Origin of the sequence: Variovorax sp. dw_954 (assembly GCF_018449755.1) — a bacterium.
Taxonomy (GTDB): domain Bacteria; phylum Pseudomonadota; class Gammaproteobacteria; order Burkholderiales; family Burkholderiaceae_C; genus Variovorax.
The window spans coordinates 108,104-126,066 of record NZ_JAAVVD010000010.1 but is presented as its reverse complement, the minus strand read 5'-3'; the positions used below and the strand labels follow the sequence as shown (position 1 = coordinate 126,066).

14 protein-coding genes are annotated in these 17,963 nt (G+C 67.5%); 13 read left to right on the top strand and 1 reads right to left on the bottom strand.

Features of this window, described 5'->3' with window-relative positions; genetic code table 11:
- Positions 1-103: 103 nt before the first annotated feature.
- The 11 genes from HB681_RS17295 (at position 104) to HB681_RS17245 (ending at position 14,316) form a co-directional block, all read left to right on the top strand.
- The gene (locus tag HB681_RS17295; RefSeq protein ID WP_213956091.1) at positions 104-1,570 is read left to right on the top strand and encodes an amino acid permease; all 1,467 of its coding nucleotides are present in this window, start codon (positions 104-106) and stop codon (positions 1,568-1,570) included.
- On the top strand, positions 1,567-2,439 hold the full coding sequence (locus HB681_RS17290; RefSeq protein ID WP_213956090.1) for a universal stress protein: 873 nt from the start codon (positions 1,567-1,569) through the stop codon (positions 2,437-2,439). Before HB681_RS17295 ends, HB681_RS17290 begins: the two co-directional genes overlap by 4 nt.
- A gap of 192 nt (positions 2,440-2,631) precedes the next feature.
- Positions 2,632-3,684, top strand: coding sequence for an ornithine cyclodeaminase (locus HB681_RS17285; protein ID WP_213956089.1), 1,053 nt, complete (start codon positions 2,632-2,634; stop codon positions 3,682-3,684).
- Between the two features lies 1 nt (position 3,685).
- Complete coding sequence (locus HB681_RS17280; protein WP_213956088.1) at positions 3,686-4,600, top strand: arginase; 915 nt, start codon at positions 3,686-3,688, stop codon at positions 4,598-4,600.
- Between the two features lie 76 nt (positions 4,601-4,676).
- Entirely contained in the window at positions 4,677-5,750 is a 1,074-nt protein-coding gene (gene holA, locus HB681_RS17275; protein ID WP_213956087.1) for a DNA polymerase III subunit delta, read from the top strand.
- The gene (locus HB681_RS17270; protein ID WP_213956086.1) at positions 5,747-7,024 is read left to right on the top strand and encodes a glutamate-5-semialdehyde dehydrogenase; all 1,278 of its coding nucleotides are present in this window, start codon (positions 5,747-5,749) and stop codon (positions 7,022-7,024) included. The genes holA and HB681_RS17270 overlap by 4 nt, the downstream gene beginning before the upstream one ends.
- Before the next feature lie 44 nt (positions 7,025-7,068).
- Positions 7,069-8,529 carry a Trk system potassium transporter TrkA gene (gene trkA / locus HB681_RS17265; RefSeq protein ID WP_213956085.1) on the top strand — a complete coding sequence of 487 codons (1,461 nt, stop codon included), beginning with the start codon at positions 7,069-7,071 and terminating at the stop codon, positions 8,527-8,529.
- A gap of 4 nt (positions 8,530-8,533) precedes the next feature.
- The gene (locus HB681_RS17260) at positions 8,534-10,000 is read left to right on the top strand and encodes a potassium transporter TrkG (RefSeq protein ID WP_213956084.1); all 1,467 of its coding nucleotides are present in this window, start codon (positions 8,534-8,536) and stop codon (positions 9,998-10,000) included.
- A gap of 97 nt (positions 10,001-10,097) precedes the next feature.
- The gene (gshA, locus tag HB681_RS17255) at positions 10,098-11,384 is read left to right on the top strand and encodes a glutamate--cysteine ligase (protein ID WP_213956083.1); all 1,287 of its coding nucleotides are present in this window, start codon (positions 10,098-10,100) and stop codon (positions 11,382-11,384) included.
- Between the two features lie 181 nt (positions 11,385-11,565).
- Positions 11,566-13,434: a KUP/HAK/KT family potassium transporter gene (locus tag HB681_RS17250; protein WP_213956082.1), complete on the top strand. Its 1,869-nt coding sequence runs from the start codon at positions 11,566-11,568 to the stop codon at positions 13,432-13,434.
- Positions 13,435-13,587: 153 nt separating this feature from the next.
- Complete coding sequence (locus HB681_RS17245) at positions 13,588-14,316, top strand: SDR family oxidoreductase (RefSeq protein WP_213956081.1); 729 nt, start codon at positions 13,588-13,590, stop codon at positions 14,314-14,316.
- Positions 14,317-14,407: 91 nt separating this feature from the next.
- Here HB681_RS17245 and HB681_RS17240 read toward each other — a convergent pair whose 3' ends face one another.
- On the bottom strand, positions 14,408-15,346 hold the full coding sequence (locus HB681_RS17240; protein ID WP_213956080.1) for a polysaccharide deacetylase family protein: 939 nt from the start codon (positions 15,344-15,346) through the stop codon (positions 14,408-14,410).
- A 304-nt stretch (positions 15,347-15,650) separates the two neighbouring features.
- On the opposite strand from HB681_RS17240, the gene HB681_RS17235 reads away from it, so the two are divergent.
- The gene (locus tag HB681_RS17235; protein ID WP_213956079.1) at positions 15,651-16,859 is read left to right on the top strand and encodes a benzoate/H(+) symporter BenE family transporter; all 1,209 of its coding nucleotides are present in this window, start codon (positions 15,651-15,653) and stop codon (positions 16,857-16,859) included.
- Entirely contained in the window at positions 16,856-17,812 is a 957-nt protein-coding gene (gene gshB / locus HB681_RS17230; protein ID WP_213956078.1) for a glutathione synthase, read from the top strand. The genes HB681_RS17235 and gshB overlap by 4 nt, the downstream gene beginning before the upstream one ends.
- The last annotated feature ends 151 nt before the right edge of the window (positions 17,813-17,963 follow it).

Sequence of the window (17,963 nt, the reverse complement as noted above, 5' to 3'; positions counted from 1 at the left end):
GCGTGCGGGTCGGCATGCGCCCCGCGCTTTCGTACCATCGGCCCCTGCATTCGGGGCCTTTCACATTGCAGACGACACCAGAAAAACGATTGGGAGACACATCATGGGTTTGATCCAGAACTTGCTCCGGACCAAGGGGATCGATGGCGATGCGGGTGAGCAGGGCGCGCACGGCGGCGCCGGCCTCGCGCCCTCCTTCGGGCTGTTCTCACTCACGATGCTGGGCGTCGGCGCCACCATCGGCACCGGTATCTTCTTCGTCATGGCCGAGGCCGTGCCCAAGGCGGGGCCGGCCGTGCTGCTGGCCTTCCTGCTGGCCGGCTTCACGGCCGGGCTGACGGCGCTCTGCTATGCGGAACTGGCCGCGTCCATTCCCGCCTCGGGCTCCTCGTATTCCTATGCCTACGTGGGGCTGGGCGAGTTCGCCGCCTACATCGTCGCCGCCTGCCTGATGCTGGAGTACGCGCTGTCGGCCAGCGCCACGGCGATCGGCTGGTCGGGCTACCTCAACAATTTCCTGGTCAACCTGGTCGGCGTGCCGATCCCGGAGGCCCTGCGCAGCCCGATGCTGGTGCTGGGTGAGCAGGGGCTCGAGATCCATACCGACCAGTTCAACCTGCCGCCGGTGATCCTGGTCGGGCTCTGCGGCCTGCTGCTGCTGCGCGGCGCCAGGGAATCGGCCACCGCCAACGCGATCATGGTGATGCTCAAGCTGGCCGTGCTGATCTTCTTCTCGGTAGTCGCCCTGACCGCCTTCAAGGCCGACAACTTCACGCCCTTCTTCAACGAGGCGGGCATGAAGGGCGTGACCGCCGCGGCGGGCACGGTGTTCTTCTCGTTCATCGGCCTGGACGCGATCTCGACCGCCGGCGCCGAGGTGCGCAATCCCAAGCGCAACGTGCCGCTGGGCATCGTGCTGGCGCTGATCATCGTGATGACCGGCTACGTGATCGTGGCGATGGCGGCGCTGGGTGCGCAACCGGCATCGGAGTTCGCCCACCAGGAAGCCGGCCTCGCGGTGATCCTGCAGAAGGTCACCGGCCACGGCTGGCCTTCTGTCGTGCTGTCCGCCGGCGCCGTCATCTCGGTGTTCAGCGTGACGCTGGTCGCCATCTACGGCCAGACCCGGATCCTGTTCGCGATCGCGCGCGACGGGCTGATCCCCAGGACCTTCCAGCAGGTCAACCCGCGCACCCTCGCCCCGGTCAACAACATCGTCTACGTCTGCATCGGCGTGGCGATCGTGGCCGGGACGGTGGACTCCAGCTACCTCTGGGACATGGTCAGCATGGGCACGCTGGTTGCGTTCATGGCGGTGTCGGCGAGCGTGCCGGTGGTGCGCGCGCGGCTCAAGGCCGCATCGACGGTGCAGGGCTTCCGCCTGCCGTTGGGGCCCTACCTGATCCCCGGGTTGAGCATCGCGGCCTGCTGCTACATCCTGAAGGACCTGTCGCACGCGACCTACGTCGTGTTCTTCAGCTGGATCGCGGTGTCGCTGGTGGCGTACTTCGGCTACGGCATGCGGCATTCGAACCTGGCGCGCGCGGCGACACGAAGGGAGCAGGCGTGAAGACCGTCATCGTCGGCTACACCCAGGACACGGGCGGCCAGGACGCCCTGGCCGTGGCCCGGTCGATCGCCGCGCACGGCGGCGCCACGCTCGTGGTGTGCGTGGTGACGCCCGAGAGCTGGGGCCCTTCGTCCCTTGGCGTCGACCAGGACTACAACCGCTTCGTCGACGAGCATGCGACCGCGTTGCTCGACAGCGCCCGCGCCATCCTGCGCGATGCGCCGAACGTGCGCTACGAGCGCATCGCCGCCAAGTCCGCGACGGTCGGCCTCACGCAGGCGGCCGAGCGCGAGGCCGCCGACCTCATCGTGCTCGGCTCGGCGAGCGGCAACGCGGTCGGGCGCCTGCTGCTGGGCGACGTGACAGATGAATTGCTGCACATGTCGTCGCGACCGGTGGCCGTGGCGCCGCAAGGCTTTGCGTCGACCGCGCCGCCGACCCGCGTGACGGTCGGCTTCTCCGGCACCGAAGGCGCCAGCAGCACGGTGCTGCATGCGCTGGGCCTGGCCGGCGCACTGAAGGTTCCGCTGCGCATCGCCAGCTTCGCGGTGCGCGACCGGCTGGCCTTTCCGTCGCGCTTCGGGCCGGAGCTCGAGTTCGCCATCCTCGAACGGTGGACGGCGCAGGCGCAAGCCGCGCTCGATGCGGCACGGGCGCAGATCGCGGTGACGGGCTATCCGGTGGAAACGGCGATCGGCGTCGGTGCGAACTGGGAAGAAGCGCTCGCGGCCGTCGATTGGCTGGAGGGCGAGCTGATGCTGCTCGGCTCCAGCCGGCTCGGCGCGCTGCAGCGCGTGTTCCTGGGTTCGAACGCCGCCAAGATGGTTCGCGCGTCGCGCGTGCCGGTGATCATCGTGCCAAGGACCTGACACTTGCTCCCCGTGGGGTTCGCCGAAGCTGTCTCATGGCGGGACCTGCGTGGAAGGCGGGACTTCCGAATCGGAAGTGATTGAGCCTCAAGACTGCCTGAAAAGGCCTCGGCACGACGTACAACGTCCTTTGCAGAGAGGGCTGCGAACCTAGACTTCCTTATCGGCCGCGGTGGCCTTCAAGGAAGACAAATGACACGCTACGTCGACATCCACGACATGCGGCACCTGATCCGGCAACTCGGTGCGCAGCGCATGAGCCGGGAGATGGAAGCCTGCATCCGCGAGGACTTCCTGCGCTGGGAAGACTTCCAGAAGAGCGCCCGCACCGCCAACCATTCGAAGGGCGGCGTCATCGAGCTGATGCCGGTGTCGGACCAGCAGCTCTACGCCTTCAAGTACGTCAACGGCCATCCCGGCAACCCGCGCGTGCAGATGTCCACCGTGATGGCCTTCGGCGTGCTGGCCGACGTGGCCACCGGCTACCCGATGCTGCTGAGCGAGCTGACCATGACCACCGCGCTGCGCACCGCGGCCACGTCCGTCATGGCCGCCGCCGCGCTGGCCCGGCCCGGTTCGCGCTCGATGGCGCTGATCGGCAACGGCGCGCAATCGGAGTTTCAGGCGCTGGCCTTCATGGACCGGCTCGGCATCCGCGAACTGCGCGTGTACGACGTCGATCCGCGGGCCACCAGCAAGCTGCTCGCCAACCTCGCGCCGCAGATTCGCAGCGGTGCGCTGCAGGTGCGCCGCGCCACCAGCGTGCGCGATGCGGTGCAGGGCGCGGACATCGTGACGACCGTGACAGCCGACAAGGCCTACGCGACCATCCTCACGGCCGACCTGCTGGAGCCCGGCATGCACCTGAACGCGGTCGGCGGCGACTGCCCGGGCAAGACCGAGCTGGAGGCGGAGATCCTCAATCGCGCCAAGGTGTTCGTCGAGTACGAGCCGCAGACCCGCGTCGAGGGCGAGCTGCAGCAGATGCCGGCCGATTTCGCCGTCACCGCGCTGTGGGAAGTGCTGGCCGGCCGGGTCGCCGGGCGGGACAACGCAGAGCAGGTCACGCTGTTCGATTCGGTCGGCTTCGCGCTCGAAGACCTGTCCGCCCTGCGCTACGTGCATCGACTGGCCCTCGCGCACGACGTGGGCCGCGAGATTGACCTGGTGCCGACCATGGACGATCCAAAGGACCTGTTCGGCTACTCCCTGCAAGGCGCCGACACCGTGCGAAAGGCGGCTTGAAATGCTGAAGTACAAACCCCTGGCCCTGATCGGCGCCGAGGTCGGCGAGGGCGCCAGCGACAGCGGCTGCAAGCTGGGCGCGCAGGCGCTGCGTGAGCGCGGTCTCGCGCAGCACCTGGCCGGGCCGCATCGCGATGCGCGATGGGTCGACATGGTGCAAGCGCGCCCGGAAGATCAACCCCAGGCGCGGCTGGACTCGGTCGAGGAGTTCAGCGTCAGGCTGGCCTGCGCCGTGCGCCGGCAATTGCAGCAGGGCGCGATGCCGGTGGTCGTCGGCGGCGACCATTCGTGTGCGGTCGGCACCTGGAGCGCCGTCGCCGACGCGTGGCGCGAGAAAGGCGACATCGGGCTCATCTGGATCGACGCGCACCTCGACGCGCACACGCCCGAATCATCCGACAGCCTGGCGCCGCACGGCATGCCGGTGGCCGCGCTGCTTGGCCATGGCACGCCGGGACTCACCTCGCTCTACGGCTGGAAGGGCAAGGTCAAGCCGGGCAACCTGGTCATCATCGGGGCGCGCAGCTACGAGGCGGGCGAGCGCGCCTTGCTGGAATCGCTGGGCGTGCGCGTGATGTACATGCCGGAAGTCGATCGCCGCGGCTTCGGCGCCTGCCTTGCGGAGGGGCTCGCGCTGGTGCGCCGGCACACCGCGGCCTGGGGCCTGAGCTTCGACCTCGACGCGCTCGACCCCGCCGATGCACCCGGCACCGGCACGCCGGTCGAGGCGGGCATCGCGCTGGTCGACGCACTGCAGGCCCTCCACGGCCATGCCGCCGACCCGGCCTGCGTGGCCATGGAGCTGACCGAGTACAACCCTTGGCGCGACATCGGCGGGCGCACGGCGGCGTCCGCGTTCGCGCTGCTGTCGGCTTTCGCGCGGGCCGAGTTGCAGGAGCAAGCGCTGGCCGCCTGAGCATCAACAGCCTGCCAACGGAGGCTGCGGCCCGGTCCTCCGCGGTCCGGACCAGAGTCTCCTAAACTCCGGCCCCATGGAACTCCCCCTGGGCCGGCTCGCGGCGCACCTCAAGGATGGGCTGCGCCCCCTCTACACCCTGCATGGCGACGAGCCCCTGCTCGCGCAGGAAGCGGCCGACGCGATCCGCACGGCCGCGCGCACCCAGGGCTACACCGAGCGCAGTTCGTACACCGTGGCCGGCGCCCATTTCGACTGGAGCGCCGTGCTCGCGGCCGGCGGCTCGCTGAGCCTGTTCGCCGACAAGCAGATCGTCGAGATCCGCATTCCCTCCGGCAAGCCCGGCAAGGACGGCAGCGTGGCGCTGCAACAGCTCGGCCAGTCGGCCATCGGCAACGACAGCACGCTCACGCTGGTGGTGCTGCCCCGGCTCGACAAGGCCACGCGCACCGGCGCCTGGTTCGGCGCGCTCGAATCGAACGGCGTGACGCTGCAGATCGACCCGATCGAGCGTGCCGCCCTGCCGCAGTGGATCGCCCAGCGGCTGGGGCTGCAGGGCCAGCGGGTGAAGGCCGGCGAGGAGGGCCAGCGCACCCTGCAGTTCTTCGCCGACCGCGTCGAAGGCAACCTGCTGGCCGCCCACCAGGAAATCCAGAAGCTCGCGCTGCTGCATCCGCCCGGCGAACTGGGCTGGGAACAGGTCGAGAGCGCCGTGCACAACGTGGCGCGCTATGACGTGTTCAAGCTCGGCGAGGCGGTGCTGGCGGGCAATTCGCAGCGCGTGGCCCGCATGCTCGACGGCCTGCAGGCCGAGGGCGAGGCCGAGGTGCTGGTGCACTACACGCTGGCAGAGGACATCCGCGCGCTCAAGCGAGTGAAGGACGCGATGGCCGCGGGCCGCCCACTGCCGATGGCCCTGCGCGAGAACCGCATCTGGGGCAACAAGGAGCGCGCTTTCGAGCGCGTGCTGCCGCGCATCGACGAGCGCCGGCTGAACCAGCTCTTGCGTTCTGCCCACGTGGTCGACGGCATCGTCAAGGGCCTCAAGCAGCCCGACTGGCCCGCCAATGGCTGGCAGGCGCTGCACCGGCTGGCGCAAATGACCTGCCGCGCCTGCGCGGGCGCAAGCGGTGGGAAAATCCCGGCATGAACGCGTTCAACGTCAACGAACACATGCAGGCGCTCGGCCTGCAAGCCAAGGCCGCCGCCGCACAGATCGCGCGTGCGGATGCCGCCATCAAGAACAAGGCGCTCAGGGCGCTCGCACGCCGCCTGCGCGAAGCCGGGCCGGAACTGGCCGAAGCCAACGCCCGCGACATCGACCGCGCCGTCGCCGCCGGCCTGTCGGCGCCGATGGTCGACCGCCTCAAGCTCACCCCCAAGGTGCTCGCCACCGTGGCCGAGGGCTGCGAACAGCTCGCCGCCATGCCCGACGTGATCGGCGAGATCATCGGCATGAAGCAGATGCCCAGCGGCATCCGCGTCGGCCAGATGCGCGTACCGCTCGGCGTGTTCGGCATGATCTTCGAGAGCCGCCCCAACGTGACCATCGAGGCCGCCAGCCTGGCGATCAAGAGCGGCAACGCGGCCATCCTGCGCGGCGGCTCGGAGGCGATCGAATCGAACAAGGCGCTGGCGCTGCTGGTCTCCGAATCGCTGGCCGAGGTCGGCCTGCCGGTCGATGCGGTGCAACTGGTGCAGACCACCGACCGCGAAGCCGTCGGCCGCCTCATCGCCATGCCCGAATACGTCGACGTGATCATCCCGCGCGGCGGCAAGGGCCTGATCGAGCGCATCAGCCGCGAGGCCAAGGTGCCGGTCATCAAGCACCTGGACGGCAACTGCCACGTCTTCGTCGATGACACGGCCGAAATCGACATGGCGCTGAAGATCGTCGACAACGCCAAGACGCAGAAGTACAGCCCCTGCAATGCCGCCGAGGGCCTGTTGGTCACGGAATCCGTGGCGCCGAAGTTCCTGCCGCTGATCAGCGGGGTGTTCGCCGCCAAGGGCGTGGAGATGCGCTGCGACCCGGCCGCTGGCGCCATCGTGCGCGGCGCGGGCCTGGCGGCGGTCGACGCGGTCGAATCCGACTGGTCCGAGGAATACCTCGCCGCCGTGATCAGCATCAAGGTGGTGAAGGACGTGGACGAGGCCATCGCCCACATCAACCGCTATTCGAGCCACCACACCGACGCCATCGTCACGCGCGACCACGTCCATGCCCAACGCTTCCTGCGCGAGGTGGATTCGGCCAGCGTGATGGTCAATACGAGCACCCGCTTCGCAGACGGCTTCGAATTCGGCCTCGGCGCGGAAATCGGCATCAGCACCGACAAGTTCCATGCGCGCGGCCCGGTCGGCATCGAGGGGCTGACCTCGCTCAAGTACGTGGTCCTCGGGCAAGGCGAAGTTCGCGGTTGATGCGGGCTCCTTCAGGCGTATAAAGCGCCCCGGGGGAGCACCACTTGAAAATCATCATCCTCGGCGCAGGCCGGATCGGCGAGAGCGTCGCGGGCACGCTCGTGTCCGAGCGCAATGACATCACCGTCATCGACACGGACGCCCGGCGCCTGCGCGAGCTGGAAGACCGCTTCGAACTGCGCGGCGTGGTCGGCAGCGGCATCGAGCCCGAGGTGCTGGCCGAGGCCGGCGCGCGCGACGCCGACATGCTGATTGCCTGCGCCGCGCTCGACGAAACCAACCTCGTGGCCTGCAAGGTGGCCTACCAGGTCTTCGGCATTCCCACGCGGATCGCGCGCGTGCGTTCCAGCGCCTACACGGACGACAGCCCGCTCACCGGCAAGGAAGGCTTCGCGGTCGACCGCATCATCTGCCCCGAGGAATCGCTCACCCGCTACATCGGCAAGCTGGTGGAGTATCCGGAGGCCTTGCAGGTGCGCGAGTTTGCCGGTGGGCTGGCTTGCCTGGTGTCGGTGCGGGCCGTGGCCGGCGCGCCGCTGGTGATGCACAGCATCGCGGAACTGAGCGAGTGCGTGCCGAATGCCGACATGCGCATCGTCGCGATCTACCGCCGCTTGGAAGACAAGCCCGACGTGTTCATCACGTGCGAGGGCATCACGCGCATCGAGCCGGGCGACGAGGTGTTCGTGCTGTCGGCGCGCGAGCACCTGCCGGCCGTGCTCGGGGCACTGCACCGCTACGACCAGTCGGCCAAGCGGGAGGTGGAGCGCATCATGATCGCCGGCGGTGGCCGGGTCGGGCTGCGGCTGGCCAAGCAGCTGCTGGCCACGGGACGCGACTACCAGCTCAAGGTGCTCGAACGCGACCACGACCGCTGCGTGCAGCTGGCCTCCGAACTGCCCGGCGTGCTGGTCCTGCACGGCGACGGCACCGACGAGGACATGCTGGAGGAAGAAGGCATCGAGACGATCGACCTCTTCATGTCGCTCACCAGCGACGACGAGGACAACATCATGGCCAGCCTGCTGGCCAAGCGCATGGGCGCGACGCGCGTGCTGGCGCTGGTCAACCGCCGCACCTATGCCGAACTGATGCACGGCACGCAGATCGACATCGCCTTGTCGCCCTCGCAGACCATGCTGGGCGAGTTGCTGGCCTATGTGCGGCAGGGCGACGTGCAGGCGGTGCACAGCCTGCGGCGGGGCGTGGCCGAGGCGATGGAGATCGTGGCGCGCGGCGACCGCAGGACCTCGCGCGTGGTCGGGCGCAGCATCGACGACCTCAAGCTGCCCAAAGGCGCGCAGGTCGGGCTCATCATGCGCGGCCTGCCCGAGATCGGCGAGGGCGCGCCGCCCGCCAAGGAGCCGCCGCTGCCGCCACAGGTGATCATCCCGCACGGCAACACCGTCATCGAGAGCAACGACCACATCGTCATCTTCATCCCGCGCAAGCGGCAGATCCGGGACGTGGAGAAGCTGTTCCGCGTGGGCGCGACTTTCTTCTGAAGTCATGAGCGACTTCTTTCCTGTCCTGCGCGTGCTGGGTGCGCTGCTGGGCTTCTTCTCGCTGGGCATGCTGCTGCCCGGCGTGGTGTCCTGGGTGCAGAAGGACGGCCTGCTGCACGTCTGGTGCACTTCGGCCGGGGTGACGTTCGTCGTCGGCTTCCTCCTGTGGGGCGGCTTGCGCAAGTTCAAGCGCGAGCTGCAGCCGCGCCACGGCATCTTCCTGGTGTCGCTGACCTGGGTGCTGCTGCCCGTCTTCGCCAGCGTGCCGCTGATGTGGGCGCTCCAGCAGATCGGCCGCCCTGTCAATTTCACGCACGCCTACTTCGAGGCCGTGTCGGGGCTGACCACGACCGGCGCCACGGTGCTGACCAAGCTCGACGATCTGCCGCTGTCGATCAACTTCTGGCGCACCTTCCTGCAGTGGCTCGGCGGCATGGGCATCCTGGTGCTGGCGGTGGCGGTCCTGCCGCTGCTGGGCGTGGGCGGCAGCCAGCTCTTCAAGGCCGAGATCGCCGGGCCGATCAAGGACAGCAAGCTCACGCCGCGCGTGAAGGAAACCGCCAAGGGGCTGTGGGGCATCTACTCGACCTTCTCCGTGGTCTGCGGACTGGCCTACTGGGCCGCCGGCATGACGCCGATGGACGCGCTCATGCACATGTTCAGCACGGTGAGCCTGGGCGGGTTGTCCTCGCATGACGCGAGCTTTGCGCACTTCAATTCGCCTTGGCTGGAAGCGATCGCCGTCCTGTTCATGCTGGCCGCGAGTTGCAACTTCGCGCTGTATTTCATCGCCGTGCGCAAGCGCAGCCTGCGCGGCTTCTGGCGCGATCCCGAGATGCGCGCGACGCTCATCGCGTTGGTTGGCGGCGGCCTGGTGGTTTCGGCCGTGCTGTGGATCAAGGGCGTCTACGGCCCGCTCGACGCGTTGCGCTACGGCATCTTCCACACTATCTCGGTGGGCAGCACGACCGGCTACGCCACCGTCGACTACCTGAAATGGCCGGCCTTCGCGCCCATGCTCATGCTGCTGCTCTCGGGGCTGGCCACCAGCGCCGGTTCGGCCGGCTGCGGCATCAAGATGGTGCGCGTGCTGATCCTGGTGAAGCAGGCACTGCGCGAGATGACGCGGCTGGTGCATCCGCGCGCCGTGCAGCCGGTGACGCTGGGGAACACGGTGATCGACAACCGGGTGATCTTCTCGGTGCTGGCCTTCATGCTCGTCTATGGCGTGACCATCATTTCGCTGAGCATGCTGATGGTGCTGACCGACCTCGACCCCATCACCGCCTTCAGCGCCGTGCTCGCCAGCGTCAACTGCACAGGGCCGGGGCTCGGGGACATCGGGCCGTCGTCGCATTTCGGCGTGCTGACGAACTTCCAGGTGTGGATCTGCACCTTCGCGATGGTGCTGGGACGGCTGGAGCTGCTGAGTTTCCTGGCGCTGCTGACGCCTTCCTTCTGGCGCAAGTAGCAAGCCGCCAAGTCGCCGCCATCGCGCGGTTGCAAAAGCCGGGGGTCAGCCCCAATTCCCTACAATCGCACTCCGGTTTTCCGAAGGTCCCCCGTCCATGGTCCCCCACCTCGTCACCGCCCTGACCGGCCCCATCAACGAGCTCGAGCAGCGCGTGCTCGACTCCATGCCGGCCATCGAGCGCTGGTTCCGGCTGGAATGGATGGAGCACACGCCGCCGTTCTACACCTCGGTCGACGTGCGCAACGCCGGCTTCAAGCTTGCGCCGGTGGACACCAACATGTTCCCGCGCGGCTGGAACAACCTGACCCGGGAAATGCTTCCGCTGGCGGTGCAGGCCGCACAGGCCGCGATCGAGAAGATCTGCCCGGAAGCGCGCAACCTGCTGGTCATCCCCGAAAACCACTCGCGCAACACCTTCTACCTGGCCAACGTCGCCCAGCTGGTGCACATCTTCCAGATGGCCGGGCTCAATGTGCGGGTCGGCTCCATCGACCCGGCCATCAAGTCGCCCAAGAAGATCGCGCTGCCGAACGGCGAGACGGTCTGCCTGGAGCCCGTGGTGCGCACCAAGCGCCGCCTGGGCCTGAAGAACTTCGACCCCTGCACCATCCTGCTGAACAACGACCTGTCGGCCGGCATCCCGGGCATCCTGGAAGACCTGCACGAGCAGTACCTGCTGCCGCCGCTGCATGCGGCCTGGCCGTCGCGGCGCATGAGCAACCATTTCCACAGCTACGAGGAGTTGTCCAAGCGCTTCGGTAAGCTGCTGGGCATCGACCCGTGGCTCATCAACCCGATGTATGCGCGCGCCGAAGGCGTCAACTTCGGCTCGAAGACCGGCATGGACGTGCTGGCCAGCCATGTCGACACGGTGCTGACCAAGGTGCGCCGCAAGTACAAGGAATACGGCATCAACGAGAAGCCCTTCGCCATCATCAAGCCCGACAACGGCGCCGCCGGCGTCGGCGTGCTGACGGTGCGCGACGTGAAGGACCTGGATTCGCTCGACCCCAAGACGCGCAGCATGATGAGCCCGACCGCCGAGTTCGAGCCGTTGATCGTGCAGGAAGGCGTGCTGACCAACGAGCGCGTGCACGATGGCGTGGCCGAGCCGGTGGTCTACATGATGGACCGCTACGTGGTCGGCGGCTTTTACCGCGTGCATGCCGGCCGCAGCCCCGATGAAAGCCTGGTCTCCCCGGGCGCGAGCTTCGTGCCATTGGCTTTTTCGGAGAGTGCGCACTTACCTCAGCCCGGCGCCAAACCCGGCGCCAGCGCGCCGAACCGCTTCTACATGTACGGCGTGGTGGCCCGGCTGGCCATGGTGGCGGCCAGCTACGAACTCGAGGCGACCAATCCGGACGCCGAGGTCTACGAGTGAGCGCCGGCACCCCTTGATTGACGCGAGCGGGCCACAGGCCCACTTGCGGCGGCTTGCCGCGCAGTCAAAATAGCCACCCCACAGCAAACGGACAAAAGAGGGCGGGAGGGTGAGCGAGGCAGCGCAGGCGGCCCGCGGCGCCCGGCAACTTCTTTCGCCGACCGCCCTTCCAGCGACCCTCGTGTCAGCCCCCAAATCCTCATCCGCCGCGCTGATCATCGCGGCCATCGGCGTCGTCTACGGCGACATCGGCACGAGCGTGCTCTATGCGATGAAGGAAGTGTTCGCGCATGGCCACGTGGAATTCACCGTCGACAACGTCTACGGCATCCTGTCGATGTTCTTCTGGACCCTGACGGTCATCGTTTCCCTCAAGTACGTCGTGCTGGTGCTGCGCGCCGACAACGAGGGCGAGGGCGGCCTGGTCGCCATGCTGGCGCTGGCCTCGCGCGCGGTGCACGACAAGCCCAAGCTGCGCCAGGTGCTGCTGTTGGTGGGCATCTTCGGCACCTCGCTTTTCTACGGCGACGGCGTCATCACGCCGGCCATCTCGGTGCTGTCGGCCGTCGAGGGCCTGGAAGTGGTGTCGCCGCACTTCACCGAATTCGTGATCCCGGTCACGCTGGTAGTGCTGTTCTGCCTGTTCTTCGTGCAGAAGAGCGGCACGGCCGGCATCGGCAAGTTCTTCGGGCCGGTCACCCTGACCTGGTTCGCGGTCATCGCGGTGCTGGGCGTGAACCAGATCCTCACCCACCCGGAGATCCTCAAGGCGCTGAGCCCGTACTACGCGCTCAAGTTTATGTGGGACAACCCGCTCACCAGCTTCATCATCCTCGGCGCGACGGTGTTGTGCGTGACCGGGGCGGAAGCGCTCTACGCCGACCTGGGCCACTTCGGCAAGGGACCGATCCGCATCGCGTGGTTCTCGGTGGTCATGCCGGCGCTCACGCTCAACTACTTCGGCCAGGGCGCACTGCTGCTGGGGCACCCCGAGGCGGTGAAGAATCCGTTCTTCAACATGGCGCCGGAGTGGGCGCTGATCCCATTGGTGATCCTGGCCACGGCCGCCACGGTGATCGCGTCGCAGGCCCTGATCACGGGCGCCTTCAGCGTCACGCGCCAGGTGATACAGCTCGGCTACCTGCCGCGCCTCAACATCGAGCACACCAGCGTGCGGACCGCCGGGCAGATCTACATCCCGGTCGTCAACTGGGGACTGTTCGTGGCCATCGTGCTGGCGGTGGTCATGTTCCGCTCGTCGGACAACCTGGCCGCGGCCTACGGCATTGCCGTGACCACCGACATGCTGATCACCACGGTGCTGACCTTCTTCGTGATCCGCTACGCGTGGAAGCTGCCGCTGGCGCTGTGCATCGCGTCGACCGCCTGGTTCTTCGTCGTCGACTTCATGTTCTTCGCGTCGAACCTGCTCAAGCTGCACAAGGGCGGCTGGTTCCCGCTGATGATCGGCGGCGCGGTGTTCACCCTGATGATCACCTGGAAGGAAGGCCGCCGGCTCATGGGCGAGGTGCAGCGTGCCGATTCCATCGACCTGCAGAGCTTCCTGGATTCGGTGTTCGTGAGTCCGCCCACGCGCGTCGAAGGCACGGCCGTGTTCCTGACCGCGGAGCCCGGCGTGGTGCCGAACGCGCTGCTGCACAACCTCAAGCACAACAAGGTGCTGCACGACCAGAACATGTTCGTCACCGTGCGCAACCACGAGGTGCCCTGGGTGCCGATGGACAAGCGCATCGAGATCGAGGCGCTCGGCCATCACTGCTGGCAGATCACGGTGCACTACGGCTTCAAGAACGACATCGACCTGCCGCGCGCATTGGAGAACGCGCGCATGCGCGGCTGCCAGCTGGAGCCGATGACGACCAGCTACTTCCTCTCGCGCGACGTCGTCATCCCGACGATCGGCAGCGGCATGGCGCCGTGGCGCGAGAAGCTGTTCGCGCAGATGCACCACAACGCGAGCGGGGCTGCGGACTTCCTGGGGTTGCCGAACAACGCGGTGGTGGAGCTGGGCTCCAAGATCGAAATCTAGCTGTCGGCCCAGGCGCGCGCCACAGCGTGCTTGATCAGGGAAGTCCCTCGGGCGCAGGCGCGAGAAAGTATCGGCGCGAAACCCTTGCGATATCCCTGCGAGCGTCGACGGCGTCTATCGTTGCCATCGAGACGACAGCACTGGAGACACGGCATGGCAAGAGAACTGGAAGGCAAGGTCGCGGCCGTCACCGGCGCGGCGTCGGGTATCGGCCTGGCGAGCACCGAGGCGATGGTGGCCGCAGGCGCACGCGTGGTGATGGTGGACCGCGACGAGGCAGCGTTGCAGGCCCACTGCCGCAAGCACGGAGATGCGGTGATCCCGCTGGTCATCAACCTGCTCGACGCCAGGGACTGCGCGACGCTGTTGCCGCGGGTGCTGGAGAAAGCCGGCCAGCTCGACATCCTGCATGCCAACGCCGGCAGCTACGTCGGTGGCGACCTGGTCGACGCCGACACCGACGCGATCGACCGGATGCTGAATCTCAACGTCAACGTCGTGATGAAGAACGTGCACGACGTGCTGCCGCACATGATCGCGCGCAAGACCGGCGACATCATCGTCACGAGTTCGCTGGCGGCGCACTTCCCGACGCCATGGGAGCCCGTCTATGCGTCCTCGAAGTGGGCGATCAACTGCTTCGTGCAGACGGTGCGCCGCCAGGTGTTCAGGCACGGCATCCGGGTCGGCTCGATTTCACCGGGCCCGGTCATCAGTGCGCTGCTGGCCGACTGGCCGCCGGAGAAGCTGCAGGAGGCGAGGGAGTCCGGCAGCCTGCTGGAGGCGAGCGAAGTGGCGGAGGTGGTGAAGTTCATGCTGACGCGGCCGCGCGGCATGACGATCCGCGACGTGGTCATGATGCCGACCAACTTCGACTTGTAGGGAGTCGCGAAGATCGCGCGTGTGCGCCCGGGCGAAGGCCTGGCCGCGATGGCCGCAATGACCGCGGTTCAGCCGCAGCGCCAGGATGTGCTCATGCGAAGTCGCCAGGCCGTTCGGCCGCGAGCGTGTCCATGTGGCTGGCAATGGCGCCCGGCGTGGTGAACCAGATCTCGCCGCGGTCCCGCGCACCGGCTAGGCATTCCAGTACCGGACGCAGGTGGCGCAGGCGGTAGGGCTGGCCGACGATGTACGGATGCAGCGCCAGGCCCATCACGAGCGGTTGGCGGCGCGACTGCTGCCGCATCTCCTCGAAGTTGTCCACCACCATCGCGCCGAAGTCCCTCATGTCCATCTGGCGCGCCACGATCATCGGGATGTCGTTGAGTTCCTGCGGATAGGGCACCGACCAGATCGAGCCGCCTCCGCGCGTGCGCATGCGCATCGGCTGGTCGTCATGGCACCAGTTGAGCGTGTAGCGATAGCCGGTTTCGGCCAGCAGGTCGGGCGTGATCGCGCTCTCCGAGATCCACGGGGACAGCCAGCCCGCCGAGTCCTGCCCGCTTTCGCGCGCAATGCGTTCGCGGCAGCGCAGCAGCAAGGCGCGCTCGGCTTCTTCGCCGAGCGTCCCTTGCCACTCGGCATTGCTGTGGCCGTGGCCGATCAACTCGTCGCCGCGCGCCGCGAAGGCCTGCACCAGTTCCGGGCAATGGTCGTAGAGCGCGGTGTTGATCAGCGTGCCGGTCGGCAGTGACAGCGAATCGAACAGATCGAGGCAGCGCCACGCACCGACCCGGTTGCCGTACTCGCGCCAGCCGTGGTTCAGCACGTCGGGGTGCGGCGAGACTGGTCCGATGCTGGCGCCCAGGCCGTCGCCGAACGCGAAGTGCTCGATGTTGAAGCCGATGTACACGGCCAGCCGCGCACCGTTCGGCCACGCGTAGTCGGGTCGACGCGTGATCGGCCGGTAGTCGAAGCGATCGTGCGCGGGGAGCAGGTCGGGCCAGCGCAGAGTGGCGGAAGGGCTGTCCATCAAGGTCTCCGGGAGTGCATTTCCATGGCGGGATCGCGAGCAAGTCCTGTACCGGTTGCTCACACGATCTGCGCCGGATTGTCGACAGGATGCGTGAATCGTGTCGATGCTGGCACAGCAATGGCGAGCGACTGCGTGTCCGCCGACTGCGGCTTTCCGCCAACGACGAAGAGCCCGGCGGCCGCGTAGCCTGCAATGACCATTGTTGCTGGCCAACTGCTTCAGCCTGGACCCGGTCGCCGCTGCCGACTGGCATTGAGCCCCTCGTCGGGCGACGTCGCCGCCCAGCCGGCACAATCGCCCGATGCGTTTTTTCAAGGACCTCAGCCTTTCGGCATTCACCGCGGGCTTCGTCGCCGTGCTCGTGGGTTTCACGAGTTCGGTGGCCATCGTGTTCCAGGCCGCGCTGGCCTTCGGCGCCACGCCTGAAGTCATCAGTTCGTGGATGTGGGCATTGGGTCTCGGCATGGGCTTGGCCTCGGCATTGCCTTCGCTGTGGTTGCGCATGCCCGTGATGATCGCGTGGAGCACGCCGGGTGCAGCGGTGCTCGCCGTGGCCGGTGCGGGTTATTCGATGAACGAGGCGGTCGGCGCCTTCATCGTCTGCGCGGTGCTCATCACCATCGCGGGCGCCACCGGCTGGTTCGAGCGCGTGATGAACAAGATCCCGATGGCGATCGCCTCCGCGCTGCTTGCAGGCGTGCTCGCCCGGTTCGGCCTGCAGGCGTTCATCGCCGCGCAGACCGCACTGCCATTGGTGCTGCTGATGCTGGCCGCCTACCTGCTGGCCAAGCGCTTCATGCCGCGGTATGCGGTGCCCCTCACGCTGCTGGTGGCGATCGTCTTCGTCGCGTCGCGCGGCCAGCTCGCCTGGAGCGGCGTGCACTTCAAGCTGGCCATGCCGGTGTTCACGATGCCGGTGTTCACGCTGCAGGCAGCGGTGAGCCTGGCGCTGCCGCTGTTCGTGGTGACGATGGCTTCGCAGAACCTGCCCGGCGTCGCCGCGATCCGTGCGGCCGGCTACGACATGCCGATCAGCAAGCTCATCACCATCAGCGGCGTGGCAACGCTGGTGCTCGCGCCCTTCGGCGGCTTCGCGCTCAACCTCAGCGCCATCACCGCGGCCATCTGCATGGGCCGCGAGGCGCACGACGACCCGGCGCGGCGCTACACCGCGGCCGTCAGTTGCGGCGCGATCTATGTCGTCATCGGCCTGTTCGGTGCCGCCGTCACCGGCTTGCTCACCGCATTCCCGAAAGAACTGGTCGCGGCCATTGCCGGCTTCGCGTTGCTCGGCACGATTGGTGGCGGACTGGCCGCTGCGGTGCGCGACGAATCGCATCGCGAGGCAGCGCTCATCACCTTCCTGGTCACGCTCTCGGGCGTCACGCTCGGGGGCATCGGCTCCGCCTTCTGGGGCGTGGTGGCGGGCGCCATCGCGCTGGGCATCCAGCACCTGGGCCGCGCCGCGCCCGAATCCTCTCCCTCGAACGCCGAAAAGGCCTCCCGATGAACATCCTCTTCGTTGCCGATCCGCTCGAACAATTCAAGATCTACAAGGACACCACCTTCTCGATGATGCGAGAGGCGCAGCGCCGCGGCCACAGCGTGTCGGCCTGCGAGCCGACCGATCTCGGCTGGCAGACCGGCCAGCCCGTGACGGCCACGGTGCGCGACATCACGCTCACCGGCCATGCCGACCGGTGGTTCACCGAGACGCCGGCGCGCGTCACGCCGCTGCACACCTTCGACGCGATCCTCATGCGCAAGGACCCGCCCTTCGACGCCGAGTACATCTACGCCACGCACCTGCTCGGCCAGGCCGAGCGCGAAGGCGCGAAGGTCTTCAACAAGCCGGCAGCCTTGCGCGACCATCCCGAGAAGCTCGCGGTAATGGAGTTCCAGCAGTTCACCAGCCCCACGCTGGTCACGCGCGACCCGGCCGCCGTGCGCGCCTTCCATGCCGAGCACAAGGACATCATCCTGAAGCCGCTCGACGGCATGGGTGGCATGGGCATCTTTCGGGTGCGCGAGGATGCATTGAACCTTGGCTCGATCACCGAGACGCTCAACAAGGATGGCGCCGAGACGATCATGGTCCAGCGCTTCGTGCCCGAGATCTCGCTGGGCGACAAGCGCATCCTCATCATCGCCGGCGAGCCGGTGCCCTTCGTGCTGGCGCGCATCCCGCAAGGCACCGAGGTGCGCGGCAACCTGGCGGCCGGCGGCAAGGGCGTGGCGCAGCCGTTGAGCGACAGCAACCGCAAGATCGCCGAGGCCGTGGGGCGTGCGCTCGCGCCACGCGGCCTGCTGCTGATCGGACTCGACGTGATCGGCGACTACGTGACCGAGATCAACGTCACCAGCCCGACCTGCTTCCAGGAAATCACGGACCAGACCGGCTTCGACGTGCCCAGGCGTTTCGTCGACGCGTTGGAAGCAAGCGTGGACAGTGCACCTCGCTAAAAGACCTGCCAAGCCGACGCTCGTTGTCGGTGACAAAGCGTCGACATTGCAGCCGTTCGATTCGTGTAAAGGTTCCCGTCTCCGAGCGTACTAGTGCAATCGGCGGTCGGCTAAATAGCACTTTGTGTTTAGTATCCGAGCCGGGTCCATT

Excerpts from the sequence above, each read along its gene's own strand:
- HB681_RS17295 (WP_213956091.1), top strand. The coding sequence starts at position 104 with ATGGGTTTGATCCAGAACTTGCTCCGGACCAAGGGGATCGATGGCGAT.
- HB681_RS17285 (WP_213956089.1), top strand. The coding sequence starts at position 2,632 with ATGACACGCTACGTCGACATCCACGACATGCGGCACCTGATCCGGCAA.
- HB681_RS17280 (WP_213956088.1), top strand. The coding sequence starts at position 3,686 with ATGCTGAAGTACAAACCCCTGGCCCTGATCGGCGCCGAGGTCGGCGAG.
- holA (WP_213956087.1), top strand. The coding sequence starts at position 4,677 with ATGGAACTCCCCCTGGGCCGGCTCGCGGCGCACCTCAAGGATGGGCTG.
- HB681_RS17270 (WP_213956086.1), top strand. The coding sequence starts at position 5,747 with ATGAACGCGTTCAACGTCAACGAACACATGCAGGCGCTCGGCCTGCAA.
- HB681_RS17260 (WP_213956084.1), top strand. The coding sequence starts at position 8,534 with ATGAGCGACTTCTTTCCTGTCCTGCGCGTGCTGGGTGCGCTGCTGGGC.
- gshA (WP_213956083.1), top strand. The coding sequence starts at position 10,098 with ATGGTCCCCCACCTCGTCACCGCCCTGACCGGCCCCATCAACGAGCTC.
- HB681_RS17245 (WP_213956081.1), top strand. The coding sequence starts at position 13,588 with ATGGCAAGAGAACTGGAAGGCAAGGTCGCGGCCGTCACCGGCGCGGCG.
- HB681_RS17240 (WP_213956080.1), bottom strand. The coding sequence starts at position 15,346 with ATGGACAGCCCTTCCGCCACTCTGCGCTGGCCCGACCTGCTCCCCGCG.
- HB681_RS17235 (WP_213956079.1), top strand. The coding sequence starts at position 15,651 with ATGCGTTTTTTCAAGGACCTCAGCCTTTCGGCATTCACCGCGGGCTTC.
- gshB (WP_213956078.1), top strand. The coding sequence starts at position 16,856 with ATGAACATCCTCTTCGTTGCCGATCCGCTCGAACAATTCAAGATCTAC.